This window comes from Paludibaculum fermentans (genome assembly GCF_051172195.1).
Lineage (GTDB): Bacteria > Acidobacteriota > Terriglobia > Bryobacterales > Bryobacteraceae > Paludibaculum > Paludibaculum fermentans_A.
In genome coordinates this window covers 3,762,697-3,787,682 of the sequence record NZ_JBPJAQ010000001.1, presented here as the reverse complement: position 1 = coordinate 3,787,682, position 24,986 = coordinate 3,762,697, and the positions used below count along the sequence as shown (strand labels likewise).

Annotated in this window: 17 protein-coding genes; 13 read left to right on the top strand and 4 right to left on the bottom strand. The window is 62.4% G+C overall.

The window, feature by feature from the left end; translation table 11 throughout:
* The first annotated feature begins 559 nt into the window (after positions 1-559).
* From ACR9Y2_RS15395 to ACR9Y2_RS15365, 7 genes are all read left to right on the top strand, one after another.
* Complete coding sequence (locus ACR9Y2_RS15395; RefSeq protein ID WP_435042273.1) at positions 560-1,336, top strand: hypothetical protein; 777 nt, start codon at positions 560-562, stop codon at positions 1,334-1,336.
* A 330-nt stretch (positions 1,337-1,666) separates the two neighbouring features.
* Positions 1,667-4,684 carry a hypothetical protein gene (locus ACR9Y2_RS15390; protein WP_435042272.1) on the top strand — a complete coding sequence of 1,006 codons (3,018 nt, stop codon included), beginning with the start codon at positions 1,667-1,669 and terminating at the stop codon, positions 4,682-4,684.
* A gap of 221 nt (positions 4,685-4,905) precedes the next feature.
* Positions 4,906-5,379 carry a hypothetical protein gene (locus ACR9Y2_RS15385; RefSeq protein WP_435042271.1) on the top strand — a complete coding sequence of 158 codons (474 nt, stop codon included), beginning with the start codon at positions 4,906-4,908 and terminating at the stop codon, positions 5,377-5,379.
* Positions 5,379-5,684 (top strand): hypothetical protein, encoded by a 306-nt coding sequence (locus ACR9Y2_RS15380; protein ID WP_435042270.1) that lies wholly within the window; start codon positions 5,379-5,381, stop codon positions 5,682-5,684. Before ACR9Y2_RS15385 ends, ACR9Y2_RS15380 begins: the two co-directional genes overlap by 1 nt.
* 214 nt (positions 5,685-5,898) lie before the next feature.
* Positions 5,899-6,234, top strand: coding sequence for a PadR family transcriptional regulator (locus ACR9Y2_RS15375; RefSeq protein WP_435042269.1), 336 nt, complete (start codon positions 5,899-5,901; stop codon positions 6,232-6,234).
* Positions 6,231-8,870 (top strand): ADOP family duplicated permease, encoded by a 2,640-nt coding sequence (locus tag ACR9Y2_RS15370; RefSeq protein ID WP_435042268.1) that lies wholly within the window; start codon positions 6,231-6,233, stop codon positions 8,868-8,870. The genes ACR9Y2_RS15375 and ACR9Y2_RS15370 overlap by 4 nt, the downstream gene beginning before the upstream one ends.
* A 194-nt stretch (positions 8,871-9,064) precedes the next feature.
* Positions 9,065-9,907, top strand: a complete 843-nt coding sequence (locus tag ACR9Y2_RS15365; protein WP_435042267.1) for a hypothetical protein — start codon at positions 9,065-9,067, stop codon at positions 9,905-9,907.
* A 161-nt stretch (positions 9,908-10,068) separates the two neighbouring features.
* On the opposite strand, the gene ACR9Y2_RS15360 is transcribed toward ACR9Y2_RS15365, so the two are convergent.
* Positions 10,069-10,650, bottom strand: coding sequence for a hypothetical protein (locus ACR9Y2_RS15360; protein WP_435042266.1), 582 nt, complete (start codon positions 10,648-10,650; stop codon positions 10,069-10,071).
* A gap of 364 nt (positions 10,651-11,014) precedes the next feature.
* A complete protein-coding gene (locus ACR9Y2_RS15355; protein WP_435042264.1) occupies positions 11,015-11,533 on the bottom strand; it encodes an ECF-type sigma factor in 519 nt (172 codons plus the stop codon).
* Positions 11,534-11,633: 100 nt separating this feature from the next.
* On the opposite strand from ACR9Y2_RS15355, the gene ACR9Y2_RS15350 reads away from it, so the two are divergent.
* Entirely contained in the window at positions 11,634-14,261 is a 2,628-nt protein-coding gene (locus tag ACR9Y2_RS15350) for a protein kinase domain-containing protein (protein ID WP_435042262.1), read from the top strand.
* A gap of 302 nt (positions 14,262-14,563) precedes the next feature.
* Here ACR9Y2_RS15350 and ACR9Y2_RS15345 read toward each other — a convergent pair whose 3' ends face one another.
* Complete coding sequence (locus ACR9Y2_RS15345; RefSeq protein ID WP_435042261.1) at positions 14,564-14,935, bottom strand: hypothetical protein; 372 nt, start codon at positions 14,933-14,935, stop codon at positions 14,564-14,566.
* Between the two features lie 35 nt (positions 14,936-14,970).
* Positions 14,971-15,978, bottom strand: a complete 1,008-nt coding sequence (locus tag ACR9Y2_RS15340) for an isocitrate dehydrogenase (NAD(+)) (RefSeq protein WP_435042260.1) — start codon at positions 15,976-15,978, stop codon at positions 14,971-14,973.
* A gap of 45 nt (positions 15,979-16,023) precedes the next feature.
* Here ACR9Y2_RS15340 and purH point away from each other — a divergent pair, with 45 nt between their 5' ends.
* From purH to ACR9Y2_RS15315, 5 genes are all read left to right on the top strand, one after another.
* The gene (gene purH / locus ACR9Y2_RS15335) at positions 16,024-17,580 is read left to right on the top strand and encodes a bifunctional phosphoribosylaminoimidazolecarboxamide formyltransferase/IMP cyclohydrolase (protein WP_435042259.1); all 1,557 of its coding nucleotides are present in this window, start codon (positions 16,024-16,026) and stop codon (positions 17,578-17,580) included.
* Between the two features lie 184 nt (positions 17,581-17,764).
* Positions 17,765-19,003, top strand: a complete 1,239-nt coding sequence (locus ACR9Y2_RS15330) for a helix-turn-helix domain-containing protein (RefSeq protein WP_435042258.1) — start codon at positions 17,765-17,767, stop codon at positions 19,001-19,003.
* Positions 19,004-19,437: 434 nt separating this feature from the next.
* Complete coding sequence (locus ACR9Y2_RS15325) at positions 19,438-22,695, top strand: carboxypeptidase regulatory-like domain-containing protein (RefSeq protein WP_435042257.1); 3,258 nt, start codon at positions 19,438-19,440, stop codon at positions 22,693-22,695.
* 186 nt (positions 22,696-22,881) lie between these two features.
* A complete protein-coding gene (locus tag ACR9Y2_RS15320; protein ID WP_435042256.1) occupies positions 22,882-24,099 on the top strand; it encodes a hypothetical protein in 1,218 nt (405 codons plus the stop codon).
* A gap of 21 nt (positions 24,100-24,120) precedes the next feature.
* On the top strand, positions 24,121-24,954 hold the full coding sequence (locus ACR9Y2_RS15315; protein WP_435042255.1) for a PIG-L deacetylase family protein: 834 nt from the start codon (positions 24,121-24,123) through the stop codon (positions 24,952-24,954).
* The last annotated feature ends 32 nt before the right edge of the window (positions 24,955-24,986 follow it).

Below are 24,986 nucleotides of genomic sequence, written 5' to 3'. Positions count from 1 at the left end.
ACACGATCCTGGACTCGATGTGCTGCGGAATTCAACCGATCGACGGCAGGACACGGCACATCCATGGTGAGTAGTTGTCAAGAAAAAACACACTTTTCCCTGCGCTCCCGTTGGCGGAACTTCTTTCGTGCTGCCCGTTCCCCTGTTGACGTCCCCAGCTTCAGGTTGGACCATCACCGAATGCCGGCGAGGCCAGACATCCATTTGCTGCGTCCAGGCACTTCTCGGCCCTTCGCGGAAGTTTCAGTTTGGACTACCGGCCGCTCTCAAACAGCGTGCGTGGCCGCCCGAGAGGATCTGTCCGCTAGACTTTAGTTGAGCCGACCAAATGAAACTGCTCCATCGAGCAACAACCATCAACTGCCGAGGACTCTCAACGCTCTCATGGGACGGTGATGAACTCGTAGATGTAACCAGCAACTTGCGAATACGACTCGACGGTACAATTTCGCCGATCACGCGGAGTCTAGGCTATCCGTTCGATCGCGCAGCGGGCGTTCGGCAGGACGACATATTCTGGTCGGTTGCGTATGCAAATCGGGCCACGAAGGCCCTCCTCATGAAGAATGGCGACATTCACCGCGAGTTGAATCGGAGTTTTTACTTCGCCCACGCCTATGACTATCCGCTGACGGTCGCGTTAGGGCCGACGGGACGCGTTGTCGTGATCCATTGCCCGAACTCATCTGACACCATCGAGGTCGAGGATGCTGAAACGGCGAGTGTCTTGGTTACCAAGAAATCTCGAGACATGGAATTTCATTCTCGACTTGCGGTTTCTCCGGATGGAAGGTACCTTCTCGACGCTGGATGGTTCTGGCATCCGTTAGGGGGCGCATGGGTGTGCGATCTGGCAGCACTCTTGCATCCTGACAGCGCCGGTGACGACGGCAAACAATCTGCGGCTGATCACGCTTTTTCGTTCGGTGCTGAAATCGACAGCGCGGCATTTCTTGGGAAGGATGAAGTCGTGCTCGCATCGACCGATGAGGTCGTCAATGATGATATCCCGGCGACAGGGATTGGCCCGCGTAAGCTAGGCGTTTGGTCGATAGACAAGCGTGAGTGGCGTTTACAAACAGGCTTAGTGGAGCCCGCAGGCACGATCATGCCCTGGGGTGAGTGGGTAATCTCATTTTACGAGTGCCCCAAGGCGATTGAGATTGCCAGCGGCGCGATTGTCCATCGCTGGGACAATATATACTCCGGAAAGCAGGTCGGATCCATCGAATTGGGGACTCCTGCGCCGCCGCCAATGGCCCTCGATCCACAAAATGGGCGTTTCGCCGTGGGCGGGCCAAACGGCGTCACAGTCGTTACTTTGTCGGTAGCGTAAATCGTATCCGCTCGCGCGGCACTCTGCTGGCCGAGAGGTCCCTGACAGTCGGAGGTCTCAATCGGCTGGCGAATTGTGATCGATCGCGGCGGGGCGGGGCGGGCTGTCGACTTCCCTGGATTGCCGGAATCGTAGAAAGAAGAGGGCGGCTTTGGCTGATCCGCCGAGGAATTAGCTCCATTTGCACGTCAGGTTTTGGTGATTCGCTGGGGGACTGGCCGGGCTTAGGGGGATCGTTGCGAACCACGCCTCCTGACGCCGCGTAGGTGTTGGTAGAATCGGAGCCGTAATTCTCTTTTCCATTTTGAGATTGCCTGGGAGCGGTATTGAATGGCACGACAACACGGCTCGTTTTGGTCATACGTCGCCGGCTGCACGGCGGTGGCCGTGTTCATACTCCTCCTGCCGGTGAACGCGAGGGCGCAACCACAAGAGTCGTCCAGGGAGGCCCTTGTGCACGAAGCAGGCATTCTGAATCAAGCCGTTCAACGCATCACTAACTGGCGAACACCGGGCACCCAGGTTGCCGCGAAGGATCTGCTTCAACGACGCGCACGGGTTCTGAGTGATCTCCTCAGTCTGGACCCGGCCCAAGCGATCCGGTTCGCCCTGCCCTCAGGCGTGGCAGAGGCGATTGGCCGGCAGAGCGGGCACGGCGATCTCATCGAAGCCTGGGGCACGTGGGATGGAACGATCAATATCGTCATCGAAGACGATTTCCAAAGGAACACAAGCAGGAGCCGTATCTATCTTCGAACCGAGAGCGGCACTACAGAGCTTGTCCTCCCTGATCCGCACTCACCCGTTCGACAGAATGAGCGCGCGTCGATCTCAGGACTGAAGGTGCAGCAGCGAATCGCGGTGACGGCCATTCGATCAGCGGGCGTAGAGCCGGGGCTCGAATCGTGCAGTGCAACGGGCCCGCAGAATATTGCGGTGTTCACCGTGACGACGCCTGACTACCCGGTACTTCCGTCCATCTACAATCCGGCGGTCCTGAAGTTCTATTTGTTTGATTCCGCTCGCGATTCACTGAATGCTTTTTGGCTCGCAAACTCGTACGGACGTACCGGCGCCACCGGAGACGTATTTCCAATCGAGCTGCCCAACTACTCGTGCGATCAACCGTTCACCCAGGAGCAGTTCCTGGCGGCCATCCGCGGCCGCGTCGATCTCACCCGGTACTCCCACCTTTCGTTCATTCAGCCGGACATGAAATGCCCACCGGACGGTGTTCTGGCCTGGAGCACCCTCGGATGTGTTCAACAGGCGACGCCCGAAGGCTCGGTAACGATGGCGTCGATGCAGTGGTTCTGGGCTCGCAACTACCAATCCGCCTCCGCTTTCTCACAGATTGTTGCGCACGAACTCGGGCACGGCCTCAAAATGTCGCATGCGAACTTGCTAGGTTTCGCTGACGGACCGCTGGGCCGGCTCGAAACCCCGGGTGCGGATTATGAATATGGTGACAATTTCTCCACCATGGGCAGCACCTGGGGCCCTACCATGGGCTCACTTCCGAAGGGCCATTATGCTGCCCCTCATAAGGCAAGATTGGGTTGGCTGGCACCGGGAGAGTTTCAGGAGGTGACATCTTCGGGAACGTACACCGTGGCGCCGTTTGAGAGCACTACAGGCATTCGTGCGTTGCGGATCCTGAGAGATGCCAGCACCGGATCCTGGCTCTGGATTGAGTACCGGCAACCACTCGGCGCCGACTATCCAGATCCTGCGACGATCTTCTGGCGAAACGCAAGCAGTAACGTTTTCGCGGGCGCGCTTGTTCATTATGAGAGTCCATTCACTCCGAGCCTGAACCGCTCGTATCTGCTGAGCATGGCCCACCCGATGCCAGCCTGGGACTTTTGGCAATCCGGTGATCCCGCGCTACTGCCCGGCCAGTCATGGTCCGATCCGTACTCGCCACTCACCGTGACGGTCAACAGCGCGACGAAGACAGGCCTTTCGGTAACAGTCCAGTACAACGACGGTTGTGCCGCCATCCAGACTCCGAGTATCGTCCTTGCCCAACAGGGCGGCGAGGGAACCATCAAAGTTCTGGCAGCGGACTCGTGTTCCTGGGCGGTAGCAAGCGAGGCGCCCTGGATTACCATGTCCGGGCCGGGCCCAGTGACCGGCCCAGGCCTCATACGATTCGAGGTTTCAGCGAACGACGAGGCGAAGCAGCGCACGGCCACGATCCAAGCGGGACGACAATCGGCGACGGTAGTTCAGGCGGGCACGGGCCTGTCACTCACCGGTTTCGGTCCTGGCAGCGGGATGGGCAGCGTTGGAGAGTTCACGTTTGATTTCCAATCGCCGGACGGGTTCGCAGAAAAGCTGGTCGATATCCACTTCGGATCCAACGACGAGTGTACCGTTCAAGTTGATCTGGAGCGCGGTCGCACCAATCCGCGAGATGAGCGGAATTGCGCGGTTGTTCCGGAAGCCACGGCGTTCCGTGGGAGTGCCACGGATTTGCATGTCACCCTCGGTTTGAAGTTCGAAAACCTGCTGGTGCTTGGCGGCACGCACCGGATTTTCGTTGACATCCAAGGCGACAACCGGACAAGGATCTCCGCGGGATCCTGGACAGTGCCAAGAAATGACGCCGAGGTCCCGATGATCACGTCCATCGTGACAGCCGGCGGGCCGGGGCAAATCTCCCAGAACAAGTGGATCGAGATCAGGGGCAGCCATCTTGCCCCTTCGGGGACGAGTGATAGCGGCGTGAGCTGGAGTGGAACTTCTGAGTGGCCGGCCGGGGATCTGCCGACCGAACTGGCGGGCGTGCGCGTGCTGGTCCATGGCAAACCCGCCTACATTGCGAAAGTCAACCCGACACAGATCTACGTCCTTTCGCCACTGGACGACGCGATTGGCGCGGTTCCGGTGCAGGTGATCATGGAGCAAACCGCAAGCGCCGCGTTTATGGTCACCCTCAACCCGTCTTCGCTCACGCTCCTGCATGTGGGCGCGACTGAATACATTCTGGCAACGCACGCCGACGGCCGACGTGTTGGTCCATCGAGCTTATCCTCGGAGCTGTACGAATTCGCACCAGCGCACCCCAATGAGCTGATCAGCCTGTACGGGAACGGCTGTGGGCTGCCGGTGCCGGCGGTTCCCGAGGGCTCTCCCGATCCACTGGGGCAACTCGCGGAGACGCCCACCATCCATATTGGGGGCAGCGCCGCACTCGTGCAGTTCGCCGGCATGATCAGCCCCGGTTTATGCAGAATCGAGATCACAGTTCCGGACCTCCCGAGCGGAGACAGTATTGTTTCTATTTCTGCTGGTGGTGGGGCGACGTTCGACGCCGGTTTGTTGACGGTTGAGCAACCCTAGGTGCAGTGTGAATCGAGTCTGCGCCAATCTGGTCTCAGATTTTTGGTGAGCGCCAGGAGAGCTATATCCGGCCGGCCTTCTCCGTCTGCTCGAATGTGAAGTCATGCGCACGCGTGGACCTGAGATTTTGGCGAATCAGCGGCAACTGATCGCTGAGCACGAGAGGAGCAGTCACGGAGTGGCCGCGATCCAGCAGGAAGTTCGGTAAGCTGAGTGAGCCTATGGAGACCAGCGCCGATTTCGTGATTCGTATTCAATCTGGTTCTCTGACTCGAACGGGGCACGGAAGCATCTGTGGCCAAATCTGGTGCGAAGTTGGAACACTGGCCTTTCCAGAATCCCACTGGTACGACTTTCCGATAGTGATGGTGAAATGGTGGCTTGAGGCCACAGTCGGTCTACTTGACCGCAGGACACGGAATGCCGACGTTAATTTCATGGACGGACCTTACCTCGTTCATGTCTTCGCCGAGCGTCGAGACTCGTGGCAATGCCAGTTTCTCGAAATGGCTGTTGGCCGGACGGAGGTGATTCATGAGTTCGATTTTTCCCCTAATCCTTTTGTCAGCAGTCTGCTCACTTGTTCGGGTGAACTGTTGCATGAGTGCTCGGCGAAAGGTTGGGAGTCCACCGATGTGGATTCCGTCATCTTTCAACGGGAACGGCTGATCCAATACGTCGGCAAGGATCGCTAGTGCTCGTCCGTGAACTGTTCCCCGAACTGGCGAAGCAGGTTCTCCGAGACCTTCGCACGTTGAGGCGAAACGATCTCGCTGCAGAGGTGATGAACCTGCGTGTCGAGGATCGCTGTCGTTGTGGGGCGGCAATGTGCGGGACCTTCTACACGCAAGGTGCAGATTTCAGGAAGCGTATGGGAACCAACGGAATCGCCATCATGCTGGAGTGTGGTGCGACCGTCACTGAAGCCAAAGGCAGGATTGTTGAGATCGAAACCCTCGACCCGCACATCACCGAAATGCTCTCTCGAGTGATTCCGTGAATTCTCCTCGGCTCGGAGCAGAATACCCGAGCCAGCCGCATCAGGCGTCGCATAGGGGCCTTGGGCGAGCATCATGGTGCAGCGAGCGGGGCTCACACCTGGCTCGGCCTCCCTGGCAGTGGCTGATTCCGATCGGCTCCGGATGAAAAGGTTACATCTTCACCCGTTGACACCCATGTGCCGGCGTTCCATTCTATAGCTGTCGAGTGTCGACATGTCGAAACAACAAGCAGAAGTGCCTTACGGAACGTTGGATTTGCTGGTGCTGAAGACGCTGGCGGTGATGGGGCCGCTGCATGGGTATGCCATTGCGCGGCGCATCGAGCAGGTCTCGGGTGACTCGCTGCAGTTGAGCCAGGGGTCGGTTCACCCTGCCCTCATCCGACTTGAGCAGGAGGGCTGGATCCAGACTGAATGGGGCATTTCCGAGACCAACCGCAAGGTGAAGGTCTACTCGATCACCAAGACCGGCCGGAAACAGCTCCTGGTGGAGGTGGCGAACTGGGAGAAGGCTACGTCGCTGGTGGCCCGCTTTCTGGAGGAGTCATGACGCTACGGCGGGCGGCCCACAACCTGCTGGCGCTGCTGCGCAAGCGGCGCCTGGAGCAGGAACTCGAAGGCGAGATTGAGGCGCATCTGGAACTGGCCGAGCGGGACGCCGTGGCTCGGGGGCTTTCACCGGAGGAGGCCCGGCGGGAGGCCCGCCTGCGGTTTGGAGGAGTGGAGCAGGTGAAGGAACTCCATCGCGAACGGCGGAGCTTTGTGTGGCTGGAAGCGTTGATGCGAGATCTTCGATACGGGTTATCGTCGCTGGCGCGCTCGCCTGGTTTCACGGCTTCGGTAGTGGCTGTGCTGGCATTGGGCATTGGCGCGAACGTGGCGATGTTCAGCGTGGTGGACGCGGTGATGTTGAAGCCGCTGCCGTTCGCTGAGCCGGACCGGCTTGTTCGCGTGTGGGAGGCGCCCCGGCCCGGGGTAACGAACGCGACGAGCGCCGCGAATTTCCTGGAATGGAAGCGATTGGCCAGCGATTTTGAGGCGTTGTCGGCGGAGCAATCCATCTCGGTGGCGCTGCAGAACGGCGGTGAACCGTCGCGGTTGAACGGCAAGGCGGTCACGGCTGAATATTTCCAGGTGTTCGGCACGCAGGCCCGGATGGGCCGGACGTTCACCGCGGAGGAAGACCAGGGGAGTTCGGCCCGGGTCATCGTACTGAGCCACGCCGCCTGGCAGAACGACTTTGGAGCGGACCCGGACATCCTTACGCGACGGCCGATGCTGGATGGTGAGCCGTACCAGGTGATTGGGGTGTTGGCGCCGGGCGCCTTTGATCGCGACGAGACGAAGTTCTGGAAGCCGCTGGCGTTCACACCGGTCGAGCGAGAGAGCAAGAGCCACTGGCTGATGGTCTACGGCCGGCTGCGAGCGGGCGCGGCGTTGGCCCAGGTGAACGAGCGCATGCAAGCCGTGTATGCGGCCACGATGGAAAAGGCATCAGAAGAGGAGCGGCAAGGTGCAATTGTGGTGGAGCGGCTGGCCAGCCTGCTGGTGGGCGCCAAACTGCAACGGTCGATCTCGATCGCCTTTGGCGCGGTGGCGCTGGTGCTGCTGATCGCCTGCGCCAATGTAGCGAACCTGTTGCTGGCCAAAGGCGCGACGCGCTCGAAGGAACTGGCCGTTCGGTCGGCGCTGGGCGCGAGCCGGAGCCGGCTGGTGGCCCAACTGCTGACAGAGACATTGGTGCTGTGCCTGGTGGGCGGCGCGGCCGGAGTGCTGTTAGCCAAGGTATTGCTTCAGGCGGCGACGCCGGTGCTGAAAGAGGCGCTGCCCTTCACGGCAGAGGTTACGCTGGACCTGCGGGTGCTGGGCTTCGCCGGCGCGGTGGCATTGGGTGTGGCGCTGCTGACGGGTATTCTGCCTGCATTGCAGACCTCCTTCGGAAGCCTGGCGCAGTCGTTGAACCGGGCGGCCCGCGGATCATCGGGCTCACACGCGCTGGTGCGGCGTTCCATCGTGATTGGCGAAGTGGGGCTGTCGCTGGTGCTGGTGTGCGGCGCCCTGCTGCTATTGAAGAGCCTCTTAAAACTGCAACAGATCGAGACAGGCATCCGGGTCGAGCACGTGATCACGACGTCGGTGGATCTGCCCAAGTCCTCGTATCCGACGCCCGAGAAGGCGTCTCAATTCTACGCCGCGGTAGCGGAGCGGCTGCAGGCCGTACCCGGCGTGAACCGGGTGGGGTTGACGTCGCACATGCCGCTGCAGTGGATCGGCAATGGCGAGGCGTTGCGCGAGCCTGGCGAATCGAAACTGGTGCGAGTGCGCCTGAAGCGCGTGGATGCGGGGTATTTCCAAACCCTCGGGATTCCGCTGCTGGCGGGCCGCGGGGTGACGACCCGGGACACGGCCAGCGCGCCGCTAGTGGTGGTCATCAATGAGGCGCTGGCGGCGCGGTTGAAGGATGTCGGCCGTGTGCAGGAGGCCGTCGGCCGCAAAGTGCGCGTCTCGATGCCGCCCTTCGGGGAGCCCAACATGTCCATGCCCGAAGTGGAAATCGCGGGCGTGATTCGGGGCGAGAGGGTGGGTCCGCCAGGGATGCCCGATCCGGCGGTGGTCTACGTGCCGATGGCCCAGGCGCCGGCCGTGCACGTCAAGCTGATCGTGTTGGCGCAGACCGATGTTGCGGCGGTGGTGTCTGCGATGCGCGAAGCGGTGCGGGCCGTGGATCCGAAACTTCCGCTGGGTGAGGTGGCCACGCTGGAGCAGGTGAGGGCGCGCACATTGTCCGGCGCGAGCCGACCGGCCTGGTTGATTGGCGTTTTCGCGGCGATTGCCGCACTGTTGGCCGGCATTGGTCTTTACGGCGTCATCTCGCATACTGTGTCGCAGCGGCGGAGGGAGATCGGGATCCGCATGGCGCTGGGCGCCCGTTCGCGGGACGTACTTTCGCAAGTGCTGAGAAACGCGATGGGGCTGGTGAGTATCGGACTGGGCCTGGGCCTGCTGGGGGCCCTGGCGTTGACAAGAGTGATGAAGAGCCTGCTGTATGAGGTGTCGCCGATGGATCCATGGGCGTTCGCGGCTGGGTGCCTGGCGATGATTGTGGTGGGCCTGATGGCAGGCTGGTTGCCGGCGCACCGGGCGGCCGGTGTGGACCCGGTGACCACGCTACGCGACGAAGGGTGACTGGAATGGTGCTTCCGGCAGTTTGAACCGCGGGCCGGTGGAAGCGCCCTCCGGCACTTTGAGGCTTCCTGATCGAGTGGGCGGGGCCAGGTGCAAAAGCAGCCCGGCAGCGGCCCGGGGCAGATGGCGCGCGGCCTATCGTTACACAGATCTCTCTGCGCGATCTCCTATACTCGGGGTGAACGGAACACCCTATGACTCGAGCGCAGTGGTATCGCGCGGCCGCGGTGGTTGTGGTTGCGGTGGGCGGGTTGGTTTTGATGGGTTCGATGGGACGGCTGCAATGGCCTTCGGTCCTGGTTTACTCGGGGCTGGCGGCATTCTGCTTTGGACTCCTGTTTCTCCTCGTACCTGCGCGGTGGCTGGGCTTCTCGCGGCGCGTGTACAGCCTGGCCGCGGGCGCCGGAGTGGGGGCTGTTCTCTTCACAGCCGGAATGTTCTGGCCGCTGCAGTCGTACGCCACGCCGGTGGCGACGAGCCGGATCGACGCCTTCCTGCCCACGTATCATTTCCACGAACGGCATGAACTGGTGGTGAACGCAACGCCGGAGCGCGTGCGCGAGGCTTTGGACGAGGTCTCGTTTAGCGATGTGGAGGCGATGCAGGCTTTGGGCAGAATCCGCGGCTTCGTGATGTCCGGAATGAAGCGGCCAACGGGCGCGAGAGGGGCGGTGGCGCCTGTGAGGATCCTCGATGTGGTGAAGCGGCCGGGATCCGGTTTCTTCCCGCTGGCCGACACGCCGCGCGAGTTCGTATTTGGACTGGCGGGCCAGCCGTGGAACAACAAGCCCGTCCGCCTGACGCCTGAGGAGTTCCTGACCTGGAACCTGCCGGGACAAGTGAAGGTCGCCGCCAATTTCCTGCTGGAGGATGCGGGTGGGGGCCGGACGAGGGTGATCACGGAGACGAGGATCGCGGCGACCGACGAAGCGGCGCAGCGCACGATGGGGCGGTACTGGGCGCTGGTGTATCCGGGTAGCGGAATGATCCGGTGGGGCCTGCTCAAAGCGATCCGGACGAGGGCGGAGCGGCCGTGATGGGATAAGCCGGCACCGGGCAGCAGGGCTGCCCGGTTGAGACGAAGTGATTGGGCCGCAGTCGAGGGTCGGGGTGCTTACCACGCAAGCTCCTCCGAGCCCCATGCCCACCGTGCGCAGGCGGTATGGTGATATCGCGTGGGCGGCGGCCCCGGGAAGAACTACTGGCCTTCGCAGCTTACGTTGTTGTTCCAGTCGACAAACGCGCCGTTGGGATTGTCGCGCCAGGCCCAGACGTGGAGTTCAAAGAAGGCCGGGATGCCGTAGCGGTTGGGGCTGTTCACGAACTGGAACGCCTGGCCTTCCAGCATGGGCGGACTGGTGTGATTCTTCATCCACGCGGCGGCATCGACGATGAACTCGACACCGACCAGGCGCAGGCCATTCCTCGAAGGCTCGTAGATGAGCGCTTCGGGCCTGGAGGCGTCCACCTCGCCGTCACCGACCAATTCGCCGTTGATGTAGTGGATGCCCATGGCTCCGTGATCGGGGCCGGTGACACAACCGAAGGCGGGCATGTAGCCGGCGCCGGCGGTGGCGTTGACGTCGATGAAGGGCCAGGTGGCCAGGCGGACCAGTTCCACCAGTTTGGCCGGGACTTTGGTGTTGTGTCCGGCGTGCATGTTCATCACGTCGTCGGGTGAGGCAAAGAGAGCAACAGAAGCGGCCAGGCCGGCGGCCAGCGCCAGACCCAGCCGGTGCACCGCCGGGTCGCAGATGAGTGTTTTGATTTTTCGTGTCATGGTTCTTCCTTGGATTGAGATGTTGGAGGCTTGGTGGGCGCCGTTGAGCCAGCCTTGCAAGCCTCTCCACTCATGCAAGCGAGAGGCTTGCGGTAAATTGGCAAACTTTATTTGAAAAAATCAGGAATGAATTAGGGGCAGTGCGGCGCAGTGCACCGGCGGGCCGGTCCGCAGCAGGGAGGACGCCCGGCCGGCGGTTGCCCGTGTTCGGAGGGTAGTGTGCGAATTTCTTTCCCGGATCTCGCTTATGTTTTCAGATCCCACTGATGCGGCGGGAGAGGCGGAGATCGTATGAGATTGACGATGGCTACAGAGATGAACGGGCGAGGCGCCGGGGCGGCTCCTGGCCGAGCTGGGGTGGCGGCTATTGCGCCATGCAGCGGCGGAGCCAGGCCTGCGCCAACCGGAGATCGTGACGCACTATATGGACGGACTGACCGGTTGCCTGCGCGGTTTCCTCGGCTGTCATGCCGCCGAAGTAGCGCATCTCGATCAATTGAGCGAGGGCGGCGTCCTCCTGGGCAAGTTCTTCCAGGGCACGATTCAGGTGCAGGAGGTCGACGGGCTCCACTGCGCCATCGTCGGCGACAGCCAGACCGGTGGTCAGGGGAATGGCATCGCTGGCGCGTTTGCGGGCGGCTCGCGCGCGGGCATAGTCGACCAGGACCTGACGCATTACGCGGGACGCGACAGCCAGGAAATGAGCCCGATCTTCAAATTGCCGTTCCTGGCCGGCAACGAGTTTTACGTAGACCTCGTTTATCAGGGCGGTGGGCTGCAGAGTGTGGCCCGCGCGCTCGCCGCGCAGCTTCGCCGAGGCGATGCGGTGCAATTCTCCGTAGAGCAGATCAACGAATGCGCTCAATGCAGTTTCGTTACTCATGGGAACACCTCCCCTGCTTCGGAAGCGTGGCGGATGACGTATCCTTAATCATACAACTTGCGCCAGTATCCCTTCAAACTGGCTTACTCCTGGAACAGCGATGAACCACGAACTGCGAAAGTTGTTTCACGAGCTGGTTGGACTGACGCCTCGGGAGCGCGAGAGGGTGCTTCGCACCCGGGACATCGCGGCTGGCCTGCGGGCGGAAGTCGAGTCGCTGCTGAGCTACGAATCGGAGAGTTGCGACGACCTGACGGGCATGGTGGCGAACGCAGCCGGCGAGTGGCTGCGCAACGCGAGCGGCGCGGATCCGGCGCATTGCGGCCCCTACCGACTGTTGCGTCCGATTGGCTCCGGTGGGATGGGCGTGGTCTACCTGGCGGAACGCGCCGACGGGGAGATCCATCACACGGTGGCGGTGAAGCTGCTGCGGCACTCCCATCGGAAGGAGTGGCACGACCGGTTCCTGCGGGAGCGGCAGTTGCTGGCTTCGCTGCAGCATCCGTCGATTGTGCATGTGGTGGACGCGGGGCATACCGAAGATGGCCGGCCCTACCTGGTGATGGAGCATGTGGACGGGGTGCCGATCGACCTCTACGCGGCAGAGATTGGCGTGGAGCAGCGGCTGCGGCTCTTCCTGCAGGTGTGCGAAGGGGTTTCGCATGCGCACCGGCGATTGATCATCCATCGTGACCTGAAGCCTTCCAACATTCTGGTTACGCCGTCGGGGGCGCCGAAACTCCTGGACTTTGGGATTGCCCGGCTGGTGGACGACACGAGTGAGGCGACGCAGACGATTGAGCGCTTGCTGACACCGAATTATGCGAGCCCGGAGCAGTTCGCGGGTGAGGCGCAGACGACGGCGACGGATGTCTACTCACTGGGGGCAGTGCTGTACAAACTGCTGACGGGGATGGCGCCGCCCAAGAACCTGCAGAGCGGCGAGACCAAGGAGGTGGTGGCGCCCAGCAAGGTCAACAGCGAGATTCCGAAGGATGTGGATTACGTGCTGCGGAAGGCGCTGCGCACGGAACCGGAGGAGCGGTACAGCTCAGTAGATGAGCTGGCGGGGGACATCCGGGCCGTGCTGGAGTGGCGGCCTGTACAGGCCCGGGCGGGCGACATCTGGTACCGGGCGCGGCGCTTCACCAGGCGTTATTGGGTGCCGGTGGCGGCGACCGTGGTGGTGGTGACCAGTCTCTCAGCGGGGGTATTGCTGGCCAACCGCGAGCGGGCGGTGGCCGAGCGGCGGTTTCAAGACGTGCGGCAACTGGCCGCCAAGCTGCTGGATGTTGATGTGGAGGTGGCGCAGCTACCGGGCGGGTCGAAGGCGAGACAGATGATTGTGGACACGGCGCTGGAGTATCTGCGGCGGGTGAGTGTGGATGCGCGGATGGATCCCGAGCTGCGGATGGAAGTGGCCACGGCGTATCTGCGGGTGGCCCGTGTGCAGGGCGTGGGGATCGCTCCGAATCTGGGACAGACCGGGAAATCGGAGCAGAGCGAGTTGAGGGCGCAGGAGTTGATTGAAGCCGTGCTGGCTGAGCGGCCGGGCCACCGACTGGCTGTGCTGCGTGCGGCCCAGATCGCCCACGACCGGATGATCCTGGCCGGGGACGGCGGCCGGAACAAGGAAGCACTGGAATTCGCGCGGAAGTCGGCCGGGCTGTTGAAGCGGTATCTGGAGGCGGGCGGGCTTCCGGAACGGATGGAAGCGCAGCAGGCGCTGATCACGGGGATCAATGTGGCCAATCGCTACCGCCTGGCCGGGCAGGCGGAGGACGCGCTGCAATTGTGCCGCAGCACGATCGAACTGGCGAAGGCGACGAAGTGGCCGAGCCAGGCGGGGGCGACGCTGATGATTGTGGCTTTGATCGAGCGGGAGAGGGGCAACCTGGACGAGGCCTTGCGTGCGGTGCGCGAGTCGGTGAGGATCCTGGAGCCGCCCAAAGGCGAGCTTCGCAGTGGGCAGAGGTTGACGCTGGCGTTGGCCCTGGTGCGGGAGGGTCAGATCCTGGGTGAAGTGGACGCGATCAGCCTGGGGCGCGCCCAGGAAGCGGAAGCCAGCCTGAGGCGCGCTTTCGAGATCGCCGAAGAGTTTGCGCGCAGGGATGCGAAGGACTTTCACAGCCGGCACCGGGCCTTTTACGCGGAGACGCGGCTGGCCAGCCTGGTGGGCCGTTCACAGCCGAAGCAGGCGCTGGCGCTGTATGACGATGCGCTGAAGCATCTGGAGGGCACGCAGGAGAATGCCGGATGGCACAGGGACCAGGCTACGACGCTGGCGGGATCGGTGTATCCGCTGCTGAAGCTGGGGCAGGCGGCGGAGGCCCGGCAGCGCCTGGACGCGGTTTTCGCACACCTGGGCGCGTTGAAGGAGTATCCGGCCCGGATCATCGAGTTGGGCTCAGAGGCGATTGAAGGAATGCGGGCGCAGGCGGAGTACGAAGCGCATACAGGTCATGCGCGGCGGGGTTCGGATGTTTACCAGGAGCTGATGGAGAGGGTGCTCGCCTCGAATCCGAAGCCGGAATCGAGCCTGCCGGAGGCGATGGAGATGTCCAATCTTTACCGGAGCGCGGCTGCGATCCACAGGCTGGCCGGACAGGCTGACAGGGCTTCCGCGGTGGAAGTGATGCGGATGGCGCTGTGGAAGGCGTGGAGCGCAAAGCTGCCGAAGAATGCCTTCGTCCAGCGGCAGGTGGAAGCGGCCAGGCTGAGGCAGTAGCGGACAGTGGGCGGATGGGCGCGGAGCTTTCCCTCGCCTGTGGGGGGTTGGCGGCTATCGAGCATGTGGCCGACCTGCGGGCCAAAGGATTCGGGCCGGCTGGAGAAGGCGGGCCCGAGCGTGTGGTGTGCCGCCAGAGCCGGCACGGATGCAGCAAGCAGGGCAGTCACCCACGCGGCTAACAGGAATCTCGCCAAGAAAATGTCCCTCCAACAGGGCAAGCGAGATCTGGCGGAGTAGTTAGCAGGCAGGGCAGCAGTCCGGCCGAGGGGCGGATCAACGGCGGGAGGAGATATCGATTTCTAGGGAGTAGCGACGACGAGCGGCCGTTTGAGGAGGATGGTGAGTTGTCCCGGCTTCAGAGTGGAGGTGCCGACAACCTCCCAGCCGACCATGCCGGCCCGGTTCAGCTCTTCCACCAGCAGGCCGCCGGCGATGGGTTCGACGGCCCGCGGCGGAAAGATCTGAGTGGGTTTGCCGGCCTCGGCGAGCATCATGGCGTATTCCCAGCGCCCGGGCGCGGTCCACTGGACCACGTTGAGACCACCGGGCCAGGGGGAGGCGTCCAATTTCTCCACGGTGAGCGGCGGTTTGGGCGGCAACGGCGGCGTTTTCATTGTCTGGGCGCACCCTAGCGACAGGGAGAACGCCACTGCGATAGCGGCGAATTTCATGGATGCTCCTTTGCCGGCCGTGCCCACCGGCGCGTTCAGGCCAAGTTGTGAATCACCGCGTCGGTGAACTCGTTGGTGCCGCAGGAACCACCCAGGTCGCGGGTCAAGTGGGATCCTTCGCGGAAGGTTTTGGCCAGGGACTTCTGCAACCGGTCGGCGGCAGCGCCTTCGCCGAGATGCCGCAGCATCAGGATGGAAGACGACATGAGCGCGGTCGGATTCGCGACACCGTGGCCGGCGATATCCGGAGCGGAGCCATGGACGGCTTCGAAGACCGCGTGGTTCTCGCCCATATTGGCGCCGGGCACGACGCCCAGGCCGCCGACGAGGCCGGCCGCCAGATCGGACACGATGTCGCCATAGAGGTTTGGCAGCAGCAGGACGTCGAAGGTTTCGGGGCGCATGACCAACTGCATCGAGGCGTTGTCGACGATGAGTTCGTTGTAGGCGATCTCGGGATATTCGGTGGCGATCTCGCGGCAGCAGCGAATGAAGAGGCCGTCCGACAGCTTCATGATGTTCGCCTTGTGGACGGCGGTGATCTTGCGGCGGCCGTTCTTCCTGGAGTATTCGAAGGCGTAACGGGCGATGCGGATGGACGCATAGCGCGTAATAATTTTGAGGCTTTCGACGACGTCCTTGACGACCTCGTGCTCCAGGCCCGAGTAGAGGTCTTCCGTGTTTTCGCGGAAGATCACCATATCGATATTGACGTCCTGGAAGCGCGTCTTGAGGCCGGGCAACGTGAAGACGGGGCGAACGTTGGCAAACAGGTCCAACTGCTTACGGATGGCCACGTTGACGCTTTTGAATCCGCCCGCGATGGGGGTGGTGACGGGCCCCTTCAGCGCGATGCCCGTGCGTTCGATCGATTCCAGCACGTGCGGAGGCAGGCTGGTGCCGGACTTCTCGATGATGGAAGCCGAGAGTTCGACTTTTTCCCAATCGATCGCGACGCCCGTCGCTTCCAGCACTCGCACGGTCGCATCGGCAACTTCCGGCCCGATGCCATCGCCGGGGATCAGCGTGATTTTGTATGCCACGTCAACATGGTAGCAATGCGGCCGATAGTGGGAGAATAGACGTTTATGCCCGCAGTCAAACGTGTACTCCTCAGCGTCACCGACAAGTCCGGCCTGCTGCCCTTCGCGAAGGGCCTGGCGGCCCTGGGCTGTGAGCTCATTTCCACCGGCGGCACCGCTAAGATGCTGCGAGATGGCGGTTTAGCCGTCAAGGACGTCAGCGAAGTGACCGGTTTTCCAGAGATGCTGGATGGCCGGGTGAAGACAATCCATCCGAGGGTGGCGGCCGGAATCCTGGCCCGCCGAGCGGTGCCGGAGCACATGGCGGCGCTGGCCGAACACGAGATTGCGACGATCGATATGGTCGTCGTGAATCTATATGAGTTTGAGAAGGTTGCAGCGAAGCAGGGAGCCCCGGTGGAGGAGCTGATCGAGAACATCGATATCGGCGGGCCGACGATGATCCGCGCAGCGGCAAAGAACTTCGAGGACGTGGCTGTGGTCACCTCGGCGGACGACTATGAGCCGATCCTGGCGGAGCTGAGTGCGAGCGAGGGCGTGCTGTCGAAGAAGACGCACTGGAACCTGGCGCGGAAGGCGTATGCGACGACGGCGAAGTATGACGCGGCCATCACGGCGCGGCTGGCTTCGATTGAAGTGGGGGATGAGGGCTGGTCGGACGTCAAGGAAACCACCCCACGGGTGCTGAACGTGCATGTGCCGCGCCTACAGGCGCTGCGGTATGGCGAGAATCCGCATCAGGCGGCGGCGCTCTATGCGGCCGGGACTAAGGGCATTGCGGGCTGCAAGCAACTGCACGGCAAGGAACTTTCCTACAACAACCTGGTGGACCTGGACGCGGCGTGGCAGCTGATCTGCGAGTTTTCAGAGCCGGCAGCGGCGAATATCAAGCACACGAATCCGTGCGGCTGCGCCGAGCAGGCGACGCTGGTGGAAGCGTACCGAAAGGCTTACGAGGCTGACCCGGTATCCGCCTTTGGCGGCGTGCTGGCCTTCAACCGCACGCTGGACGAAGAGACGGCACTGGAAGTCTCCAAGCTGTTTGTCGAAGCGATTGCGGCTCCGGGGTACAGCGATAAGGCGCTTTCGATCCTGACGGCCAAGAAGAACCTGCGGCTGGTGACAGTGGAAGGCGGCGTTGCGGACGAGCTGGTAGTGAAGTCCATCACGGGCGGGTTCCTGGCCCAATCGCCGGACCTGGCTACGTTCGATCCCGCCACGGCGCGAGTGGTGACGGAGCGGCAGCCGACGGAGGCCGAGTGGGTAGCGCTGAAGTTTGGCTGGAAGGTCTGCAAGCACGTGAAGTCGAACGCGATTGTGTACGCGCAGGCGGGGCAACTGTTGAGCTCAGGCGCCGGGCAGATGAGCCGGGTGTTCTCGGTGGAGATCGGGGCCCGCAAGTCTGTACTCTCCCTGGCGGGCAGCGTGGTGGCTTCGGATGCGTTCTTCCCCTTCCCTGACGGGCCGGAGGGCGCGGTGGCCAATGGCGCGACGGCGATTATCCAGCCCGGCGGATCTGTGAAGGACGGAGATGTGATCGCGGCGGCCAATCGGCTGGGGATCGCGATGGTGTTTACAGGCGTAAGGCATTTCCGGCACTAGAGTGCGAAGCAGGGGAGAAGTATTCGCTCTCAAACGGATGGCTATTTGGGGCTAATCAAGCGGATACTTCCCAGGCTAAGTGATGGCAATCAACGGCGTTGGCCCGCTCAATGCGATCCAACGCCGTTTTTGCGCGGTGGTTAAGCCTGTTACCGCGACTCAAAACGTAGCGTCAAAACCTACTATGGACGGTCCGGCTCCTGAAGAGGTCCTCGCCCAAGTAAAACGAATCCTGGCCGAGCCTGGCTTTTCCAGTTCCGACCCGATGCGGAACGTGTTGCTCTACCTCGCCATGCATGGTGTGGAGCAGCCGGGCAAACCGGTGAAGGAGTTCGAGATCGCCACGAATGCACTGGGGCGGGGCGATGACTACGATCCGCGCAGCGATTCCACGGTGCGCGTGGTGGCGAGCCGTTTACGGAGTAAGCTGGCTGAGTATTACACGCAGGAGGGGTCGGCCGACCCTGTCATCATCTCGATTCCCAAGGGCGCGTATGTCGTTTCGGGCAGTTATCGAACGAACGGGCATTCGAACGGTTATTCCAACGGGAACGGCCATTCGAACGGTGAACATAAGGCGATTGAGAAGCCGGCCGCGCCCATGCGGCGGACCTTCCTGGCGGCCGGAGTGGCGGCGATTGCGGGTGCGGGGGGTGGTTTCTGGTTTGGCCGGCGTGGCTCCCGCCCGGAGATCCCCTGGCAGGTCAGCACGTTCTGGCACGAATTCCTGGACCCGGCAGCTCCGATCCTCGTGTATTCGAATCCGGCTTTCCGCGGGACCACCACAACGGGTTTGAGGCTGCCTGCCTTTGCCCATCCGTCCGATGGACCTGTCAACGATCTATACACCGGCTCAGGCGAGGTGATGGCGGTGCGTGACATCTCCCGCCAGTTGAGCCGCCTGGGGGTGGATGCACGGGTGAAGCGGGCCCAGCTCTTCACCTGGGATGACGCGGAGTCCAGCGATCTTATCTTCGTCGGCGGCCAGGAGCAGAACGAGCCGATGGGCCAACTGCCGAAGCTGGAGAAGTTCAACCTGAAGCCTGAGTCCGAGGGGCCGATGGCCTCGCACGGAGCGGTGCAGAACGAGCATCCGGGGCCGGATGAGGCGCGCTACTACGTCTCGAGCGAAGACCGGGAGAACGGGACTGAGTTTGCGATCGTGGCCCTGACCAGGGGTGTGACGCCTGAGAAGCGGATCCTGGTGCTGGCGGGCGTGCGCACGCTGGGGACTGAGGGCGCAGCAGCCGCCGTCTGCAACCCCACTATCCTGGGAGAGATTCTGCAGAAGCTGGGGGTGGCGGCTGGAAAGCCCGTGCCATCCTTTGAGGCTCTCTTTGAATTCCGCATCCGGGGTGGGGCTCCGCTGGACCCGAAACTGCGAATCCTGCACCGTCGTACGGAGCGTCCGGCCGGCTTGTAACACCACCTTTTCCGATTCAGGAAAGCATTTCTTTTCAATTACGTAACGCATTAGAAACGCGTTGCAACGCGACTTGAACGGCGTTGCAACAGGTTCTGACTTACGGTGGTCATCAAAGACGCCTAGACTCGCCCCATGGAGGTGGAAGGGTTGCTTCCATCAGGCAGGGGTGCATACCGGGAGCGGAGGAATCCGAGTCCCGCCGCCAGCGTGAAGCCGTGTCTGGCATTTCCCAGCATGGAGTCCATTGCGGATCGCCAGGCGTCTCTCCTGCCGGCAGTTCGTTGGGACACTTACTCCTCCTATTCATCAGGGTCTGCCCGCCGGTTCTTCGATGGCGCAGCACGCCAAGGCCGGGAGCGGACAGTGTTCGAAATCCAAAGACGCACAACAAGTGAGGTTGTCTCGTGAATATAAACAGCAAAGCGCTAGCTTTGATTTGTTTGTGTATTTTGTTTGCCGTCAGCCCGTTTACGGCGGACGGTCAGGTTCTGTATGGGTCTGTGGTGGGGCTGGTGCAGGACTCATCCAGCTCGGCGATGCCGGGCGCCAGCGTCACACTGACCAACAAAGGCACTGGCCAGGTGTATGAAGCCAAATCGGATGAGGGCGGCCGTTTCACGGTGGCCAATATCGTGCCTGGCAGCTATGACTTGAAGATTTCGGCGCAGGGCTTCCGGCCCTACACGCGTACGGAAGTCACCGTCACCGCAAACACCATTACGCGTAGTGACGTGACGATGGAGATCGGCTCCACGACGGAGCAGATCACGGTGGAAGCATCGGCCACGTCGCTGCAGACGGACAAAGCAGACACGCACACGGAACTGAACTCGAAGCAGGTTTCTTCGCTGCCCCTGACGGGCTACAGGAACTACCAGTCGCTGATCAACCTGGTGCCGGGCGCCACGCCGGCGTCGCTCCAGAACTCGGTGACGGACACGCCAGGCCGCTCCCTGCGTACGAACATCAATGGCACCAACGCCAACAACAATATGACCCGCATCGACGGCGCCAGCAGTGTGAACCTGTGGCTGCCGCACCACACCGGCTATGTGATGCCGGCGGAGATGGTGGATACGGTGAACGTCACCACGTCGGCCGGCGACGCCGAGCAGGGCATGGCCGGTGGCGCCGCGATCACGCTGATCACCAAATCGGGCACCAACCAATTTCATGGCAGCCTGTTTGAATACCACGATGACCAGCATTTGAAGGCGCGCAACTACTTCCAGGCGGCCGGTGTGGACAAACCGCTGAGCATTTATAACAACTACGGCGGCACCATCGGGGGACCGATCAAGAAGAACAAGTTGTTCTTCTTTTACAGCTTCGATGGCACGAGGCAGCGGCAAGGGGCGGTGGGGACCTACTCGGTGCCCACGAACGACATCCGCAACGGCAATTTCGCGGCCAGCGGGACGACGATCTATGATCCGGCCACCGGCAACGCGGATGGCAGCGGGCGCACGCCGTTCGCCGGCAATGTGATTCCTGCCAACCGCATCAGCCCGATCGCGAACCTGATCCAGGCCTACTATCCGAGCCCGACTTCGGCGGGCGCATTGAACAACTGGTTCGGATCCCAGGTTCCGTTGTTCAACCGTGACTACAACGACGCCAAGATCAACTGGACCCGCAACGACAAGCACCAGATCTTCGGCCACTACGGCATCATGAAGGCGCTCTCCGGCGGCCAAGGCCTCTTTGGAGACGGCATTGGGCCGTCGCCCGGATCGGACCCCGGCACTGGCGACACCCGCGTGATGAACATGTCGATCGGCCATACCTACACCTTCTCGCCCACGCTGCTGCTCGATGGAGTCATCGGCTACCAGCGCATGGACCAGACCGTGAAGGGCAGCGACTACGGCAAGGACTTTTCGGCCACATTGGGCATCCCCGGCCTGGGTGGACCGGAACTGGCCCAGAAGGGTTTCCCGAACATCGGGATCAGCGGCTACCAGGGATTCGGCGTGCCGAACTGGATGCCGGCGTTCCGTACGGAAGAGTCGTACACGATGAGCCACAACCTCACGTGGACGAAGGGTGCGCACATCTTCCGGTTTGGGTTTGACGGCGTGAACCACCGCATGACCCACTACCAGCCTGAACTGGGCGCGGGTCCGCGCGGCTCGTTCTCCTTCAATGGCGGACCGACGGCCATCGCCGGCGGTGCGAGCCCGGACAATTTCAACGCTTACGCGGAGTTCCTGCTGGGCGCGACGGACAACATCCAGAAGAGCCTGCAGTACATCCTGATGACCCCGCGCGAGTGGCAGTTCGGCTGGTTTGCGCAGGACCGCTGGCAGATCAACCAGAAGCTGACCCTTTCGCTGGGTTTGCGCTATGAGCTCTATCCGCTGATGACGCGCGCCCACGACAAGGGCATCGAACGCCTGGATCCGGCGACGAATCTGGTCTATCTGGGCGGACGCGGCGATGTGCCGAACGACGCCGGCGTGACCGTGAGCCACAAACTGTTTGCACCAAAGGTGGGCCTGGCCTACCGGTTGGACGACAAGACGGTGATTCGTAGCGGCTATGGCATCAACTTCGATCCGCTGCCGTTCTCGCGGCCGTTGCGCGGCTTCTACCCGCTGACGGTCAACTTCAACTTCCAGGCGCCGAACGGATACGCCTCGGCTGGCTCGCTGGCCAGCGGTGTTCCGCCGGTGTTCGGCCCGGATCTCTCGACCGGCATCGTCACGCTGCCGGGTGTGGCCGATATGCGCAGCCCGTACGCCGGCGAGATCCACCGCGGCTACACGCAGAGCTGGAACTTCACGATCGAACGCAAACTGCCGCAGGACATGATTGCATCTGTTGCCTACGTCGGCACGGAGAGCACGCACATGCTGGCCGATTACGACATCAACTCGGGCGTCCCGGGCGGCGGCCAGGCCAGCCAGCCGTACTACCAGTTGTTCGGACGCACCGCCGCCACCAACATGTGGGACGGGTATCTGAGCGCCAACTATCACTCGCTGCAGACCAGCCTGCGGAAGCAGTTCTCCAAGGGCCTGATGCTGCAGGGCGCCTATACGTGGTCGAAGGCCATCAACATGACCGACGACGACGGGTGGGCCTCGGTGGGTTGGAACTACGGTCCTGCGTTCCCGCGCAACCGCGCCGTGGCCGGATATGACCGCACGCAGGTGTTCCAGATGGGCTGGGTGTACGAACTGCCGATGGGCAAGGGCAAGCAGTTCGCAAGCCAGGGGTTGATCTCGCAGATCGTCGGCGGCTGGGCAGTGAATGGCGTCATGTCCGCCTATACCGGAACCCCGTTCACCGTGGGGGCCTCGAACAGCTCACTGAATGCGCCAAACAACATTCAGACAGCGAACCAGATCAACACAACAGTGAACTATCCGCATGGCATTGGACCGGGCGCTACCTGGTTTGACGTCACCGCGTTTTCTCCTGTCACCGCGGCGGCCGCCTTCGGCACCTCCGGCCGAAACCTGCTGCGCAGTCCGGGCTTGTGGAACACCGACCTGATGATCAACCGCAAGTTCCAGATCACAGAGCGGATCAACACGGACTTCCGTGCTGAGTTCTACAACCTGCCGAATACGTCGCACTTCAATGGACCGGGCACCAGCGTCAGCAGCCCGGCTTCGTTTGGTGTGATCTCCAGTTCGTTCGGCGAACGCCAGATCCGGTTCGGGCTCCGGCTCGGCTTCTAGATCGCGTTCGCAGCCTGAACAGCCCGCGCGGCCACCTGAACCCCCTGCTCCGCGCGGGCTTATTTATCCGGAAGGCGCCGGCATGGACGGAACCACCGTCAGCCGGCGCTTTTTGTTTCGACAGGCAACGGATATTCCCCACAACGGCCCGCGGCTCCACTATCCTGGTTCAGATCAGTTATGCACATGAATACACGACCTGCCTGGTTCTGGTGCCTGTTCTGCGCCGTCACGATGTCTTTGGGGTGGGGGCTGCGCGGCTCGATTGGCGGAGGCTCTCTGGGGGCCATGATCCCAGGGGCGATGATCGGGCTGGCGCTGTGTTTCTTCCTGGGCCGGGAGTCTGACGCAGGCCTGATTGCCGCGCTGGGCGCGGTGGGCGTGGGGTTCGGCGGTCAGGAAACGTACGGGCAGACCGTCGGCCTGAGCCTGCATCCGGAAACATTCTGGTGGGCGATCCTCGGCTTCGGATTGAAAGGCGCGGCCTGGGGCCTGCTGGGCGGAGCATTCCTAGGTATGGCATTGGACCGGGACAAGCTGCCGAACCGGCGGATCCTGCTGGCGCTCGCGGCCATGGTGCTGGGGACGTGGGCCGGCTGGGCCGTGATCGACCATCCCAAGCTGATGTATTTTTCGAACCGCCTGGAGAAACCGCGCGAAGAGATGTGGGCCGGGCTGTGGGTGGGCGGGCTGTGCCTGCTGGCCGTGCTGCGGGCCCGTGTGCCGGCTTGGTTCGCCTTGTTCGGCTGCATTGGCGGAGGGCTCGGGTTCGCCTTTGGAGCGTCCCTGCAGCCCTGGGGCAAGGGCCTCTGGCGCGAAATGCCGCTGGGCTGGTGGAAAGCGATGGAACTTTCGTTCGGAGCGATCCTGGGGGTCTCCTATGCCTGGTGTGCGTGGCGCCTGCGGAAGGAACTGACACGCGAGGGCTCGCAGCCGGAAGCGGCGACGCCGGCGTGGACGGCGATCCTGAGCGCGGCGATTGCCATCGGGCTGGCTATTTACGCAGGCGAGGAGCTGAAGGTACGCTTCAGCTACACAGTGGCCGGAGCCGTGCTGGCGGCGTTGATCCTGTATTCGAAGACGCTAGCTTGGCAGACCGCGATCACGACGACCTATGCAGCGTTCACCTGGGACCTGCATGACCAGTTGAAGTGGGCTTCGCAGGAGGCCATCTGGACGTTCCTGGTGATCTCCACGATTGTGGTGTCGGTGCTGGTGGCGCGCTATGCGCGAGCCCGGACCATGTTCCTGCTGCTGACGTGGACGGCCATCGCCAACTCGTTCCGCTATCTGCAGCCGCCGCTGCGGCCGGAGCCGATGACGATGATCCCGCTGTTTGTCGTCTTCGCGATCCTGATCTCCTGGCTGGGGGCCAAGCCGCAGCCTGAGCCGCGTCCAGTTTAGCCTCCAGAGGTGAAACCTAACATGCTTTCTCGAATTCCAACCGTCTTCCCCGCCCTGCTGTTGGCCCTGGTGCCTGCTGTTGCGGCCGAGACACCGCCGCGCATCGAAGACATCAAGGGCAAGACGATCCTGCTGTTCACGCCACATCCGGACGACGATGCGTTCTGCTGCGGCGGTACGCTGGCGCTGCTGGCGAAGAACGGCAACACGATCCGCATCGTGATCTACACGAACGATGACAAGGGATCGTACGATCTCGAGATGACCGGCGAGCGGCTGGCGCGTATTCGCAAGGCCGAAGAGGAAGAGGGCAACCGCATCCTGGGCATCCCGAAAGAAAACCTGCTGTGGCTGGGCCATCACGACGGCCTCCTGGAGTATGTCGACAGCCGCCGGTTGGTGGAACAGGCGACGGAGGTGATCCGCCGCTACCGGCCCGACATCGTGATGACGGTGGACCCCGGCTCCGACTATGTCCGCTGGCACAAGACCGACCATCGGATGGCGGCCACGAATACGCTGGATGCGATCCGGGCGGCGGAGTTCCATCTGTACTTCCCGAACCAGCGGCTGCAGCAGGGCCTGGAGCCGTGGAAGGTGCCGGCGATGATGTTCTTCTATGTCACCGAGAGGGACGCCAACATGTGGGTGAACATCGATTCGGTGAAGGAGCAGAAGGAGGCCGCGGGCCTGGCGCACGTCAGCCAGTGGGAGCCGGCGATGCACAAGTACCGGCCGGATTGGGCTCCGGAGGACAAGGAGAAAGCGCGGGCCGAGTTGCGCACGATTATCGCCAAGAAGGGCGGTCACTGGGTGGAGGCGTTCCGCTGGGCCACGGAGTTCAATCAGTACTGAGGGAGCTGTCAGCTTTCAGAGCTGCGTTTTGG

Coding starts and splice junctions, on each gene's coding strand:
- ACR9Y2_RS15395 (WP_435042273.1), top strand. CDS start 560: ATGAAGAATGGCGACATTCACCGCGAGTTGAATCGGAGTTTTTACTTC.
- ACR9Y2_RS15390 (WP_435042272.1), top strand. CDS start 1,667: ATGGCACGACAACACGGCTCGTTTTGGTCATACGTCGCCGGCTGCACG.
- ACR9Y2_RS15385 (WP_435042271.1), top strand. CDS start 4,906: ATGGAGACCAGCGCCGATTTCGTGATTCGTATTCAATCTGGTTCTCTG.
- ACR9Y2_RS15375 (WP_435042269.1), top strand. CDS start 5,899: ATGTCGAAACAACAAGCAGAAGTGCCTTACGGAACGTTGGATTTGCTG.
- ACR9Y2_RS15370 (WP_435042268.1), top strand. CDS start 6,231: ATGACGCTACGGCGGGCGGCCCACAACCTGCTGGCGCTGCTGCGCAAG.
- ACR9Y2_RS15365 (WP_435042267.1), top strand. CDS start 9,065: ATGACTCGAGCGCAGTGGTATCGCGCGGCCGCGGTGGTTGTGGTTGCG.
- ACR9Y2_RS15360 (WP_435042266.1), bottom strand. CDS start 10,650: ATGACACGAAAAATCAAAACACTCATCTGCGACCCGGCGGTGCACCGG.
- ACR9Y2_RS15355 (WP_435042264.1), bottom strand. CDS start 11,533: ATGAGTAACGAAACTGCATTGAGCGCATTCGTTGATCTGCTCTACGGA.
- ACR9Y2_RS15350 (WP_435042262.1), top strand. CDS start 11,634: ATGAACCACGAACTGCGAAAGTTGTTTCACGAGCTGGTTGGACTGACG.
- ACR9Y2_RS15345 (WP_435042261.1), bottom strand. CDS start 14,935: ATGAAATTCGCCGCTATCGCAGTGGCGTTCTCCCTGTCGCTAGGGTGC.
- purH (WP_435042259.1), top strand. CDS start 16,024: ATGCCCGCAGTCAAACGTGTACTCCTCAGCGTCACCGACAAGTCCGGC.
- ACR9Y2_RS15330 (WP_435042258.1), top strand. CDS start 17,765: ATGGACGGTCCGGCTCCTGAAGAGGTCCTCGCCCAAGTAAAACGAATC.
- ACR9Y2_RS15320 (WP_435042256.1), top strand. CDS start 22,882: ATGAATACACGACCTGCCTGGTTCTGGTGCCTGTTCTGCGCCGTCACG.
- ACR9Y2_RS15315 (WP_435042255.1), top strand. CDS start 24,121: ATGCTTTCTCGAATTCCAACCGTCTTCCCCGCCCTGCTGTTGGCCCTG.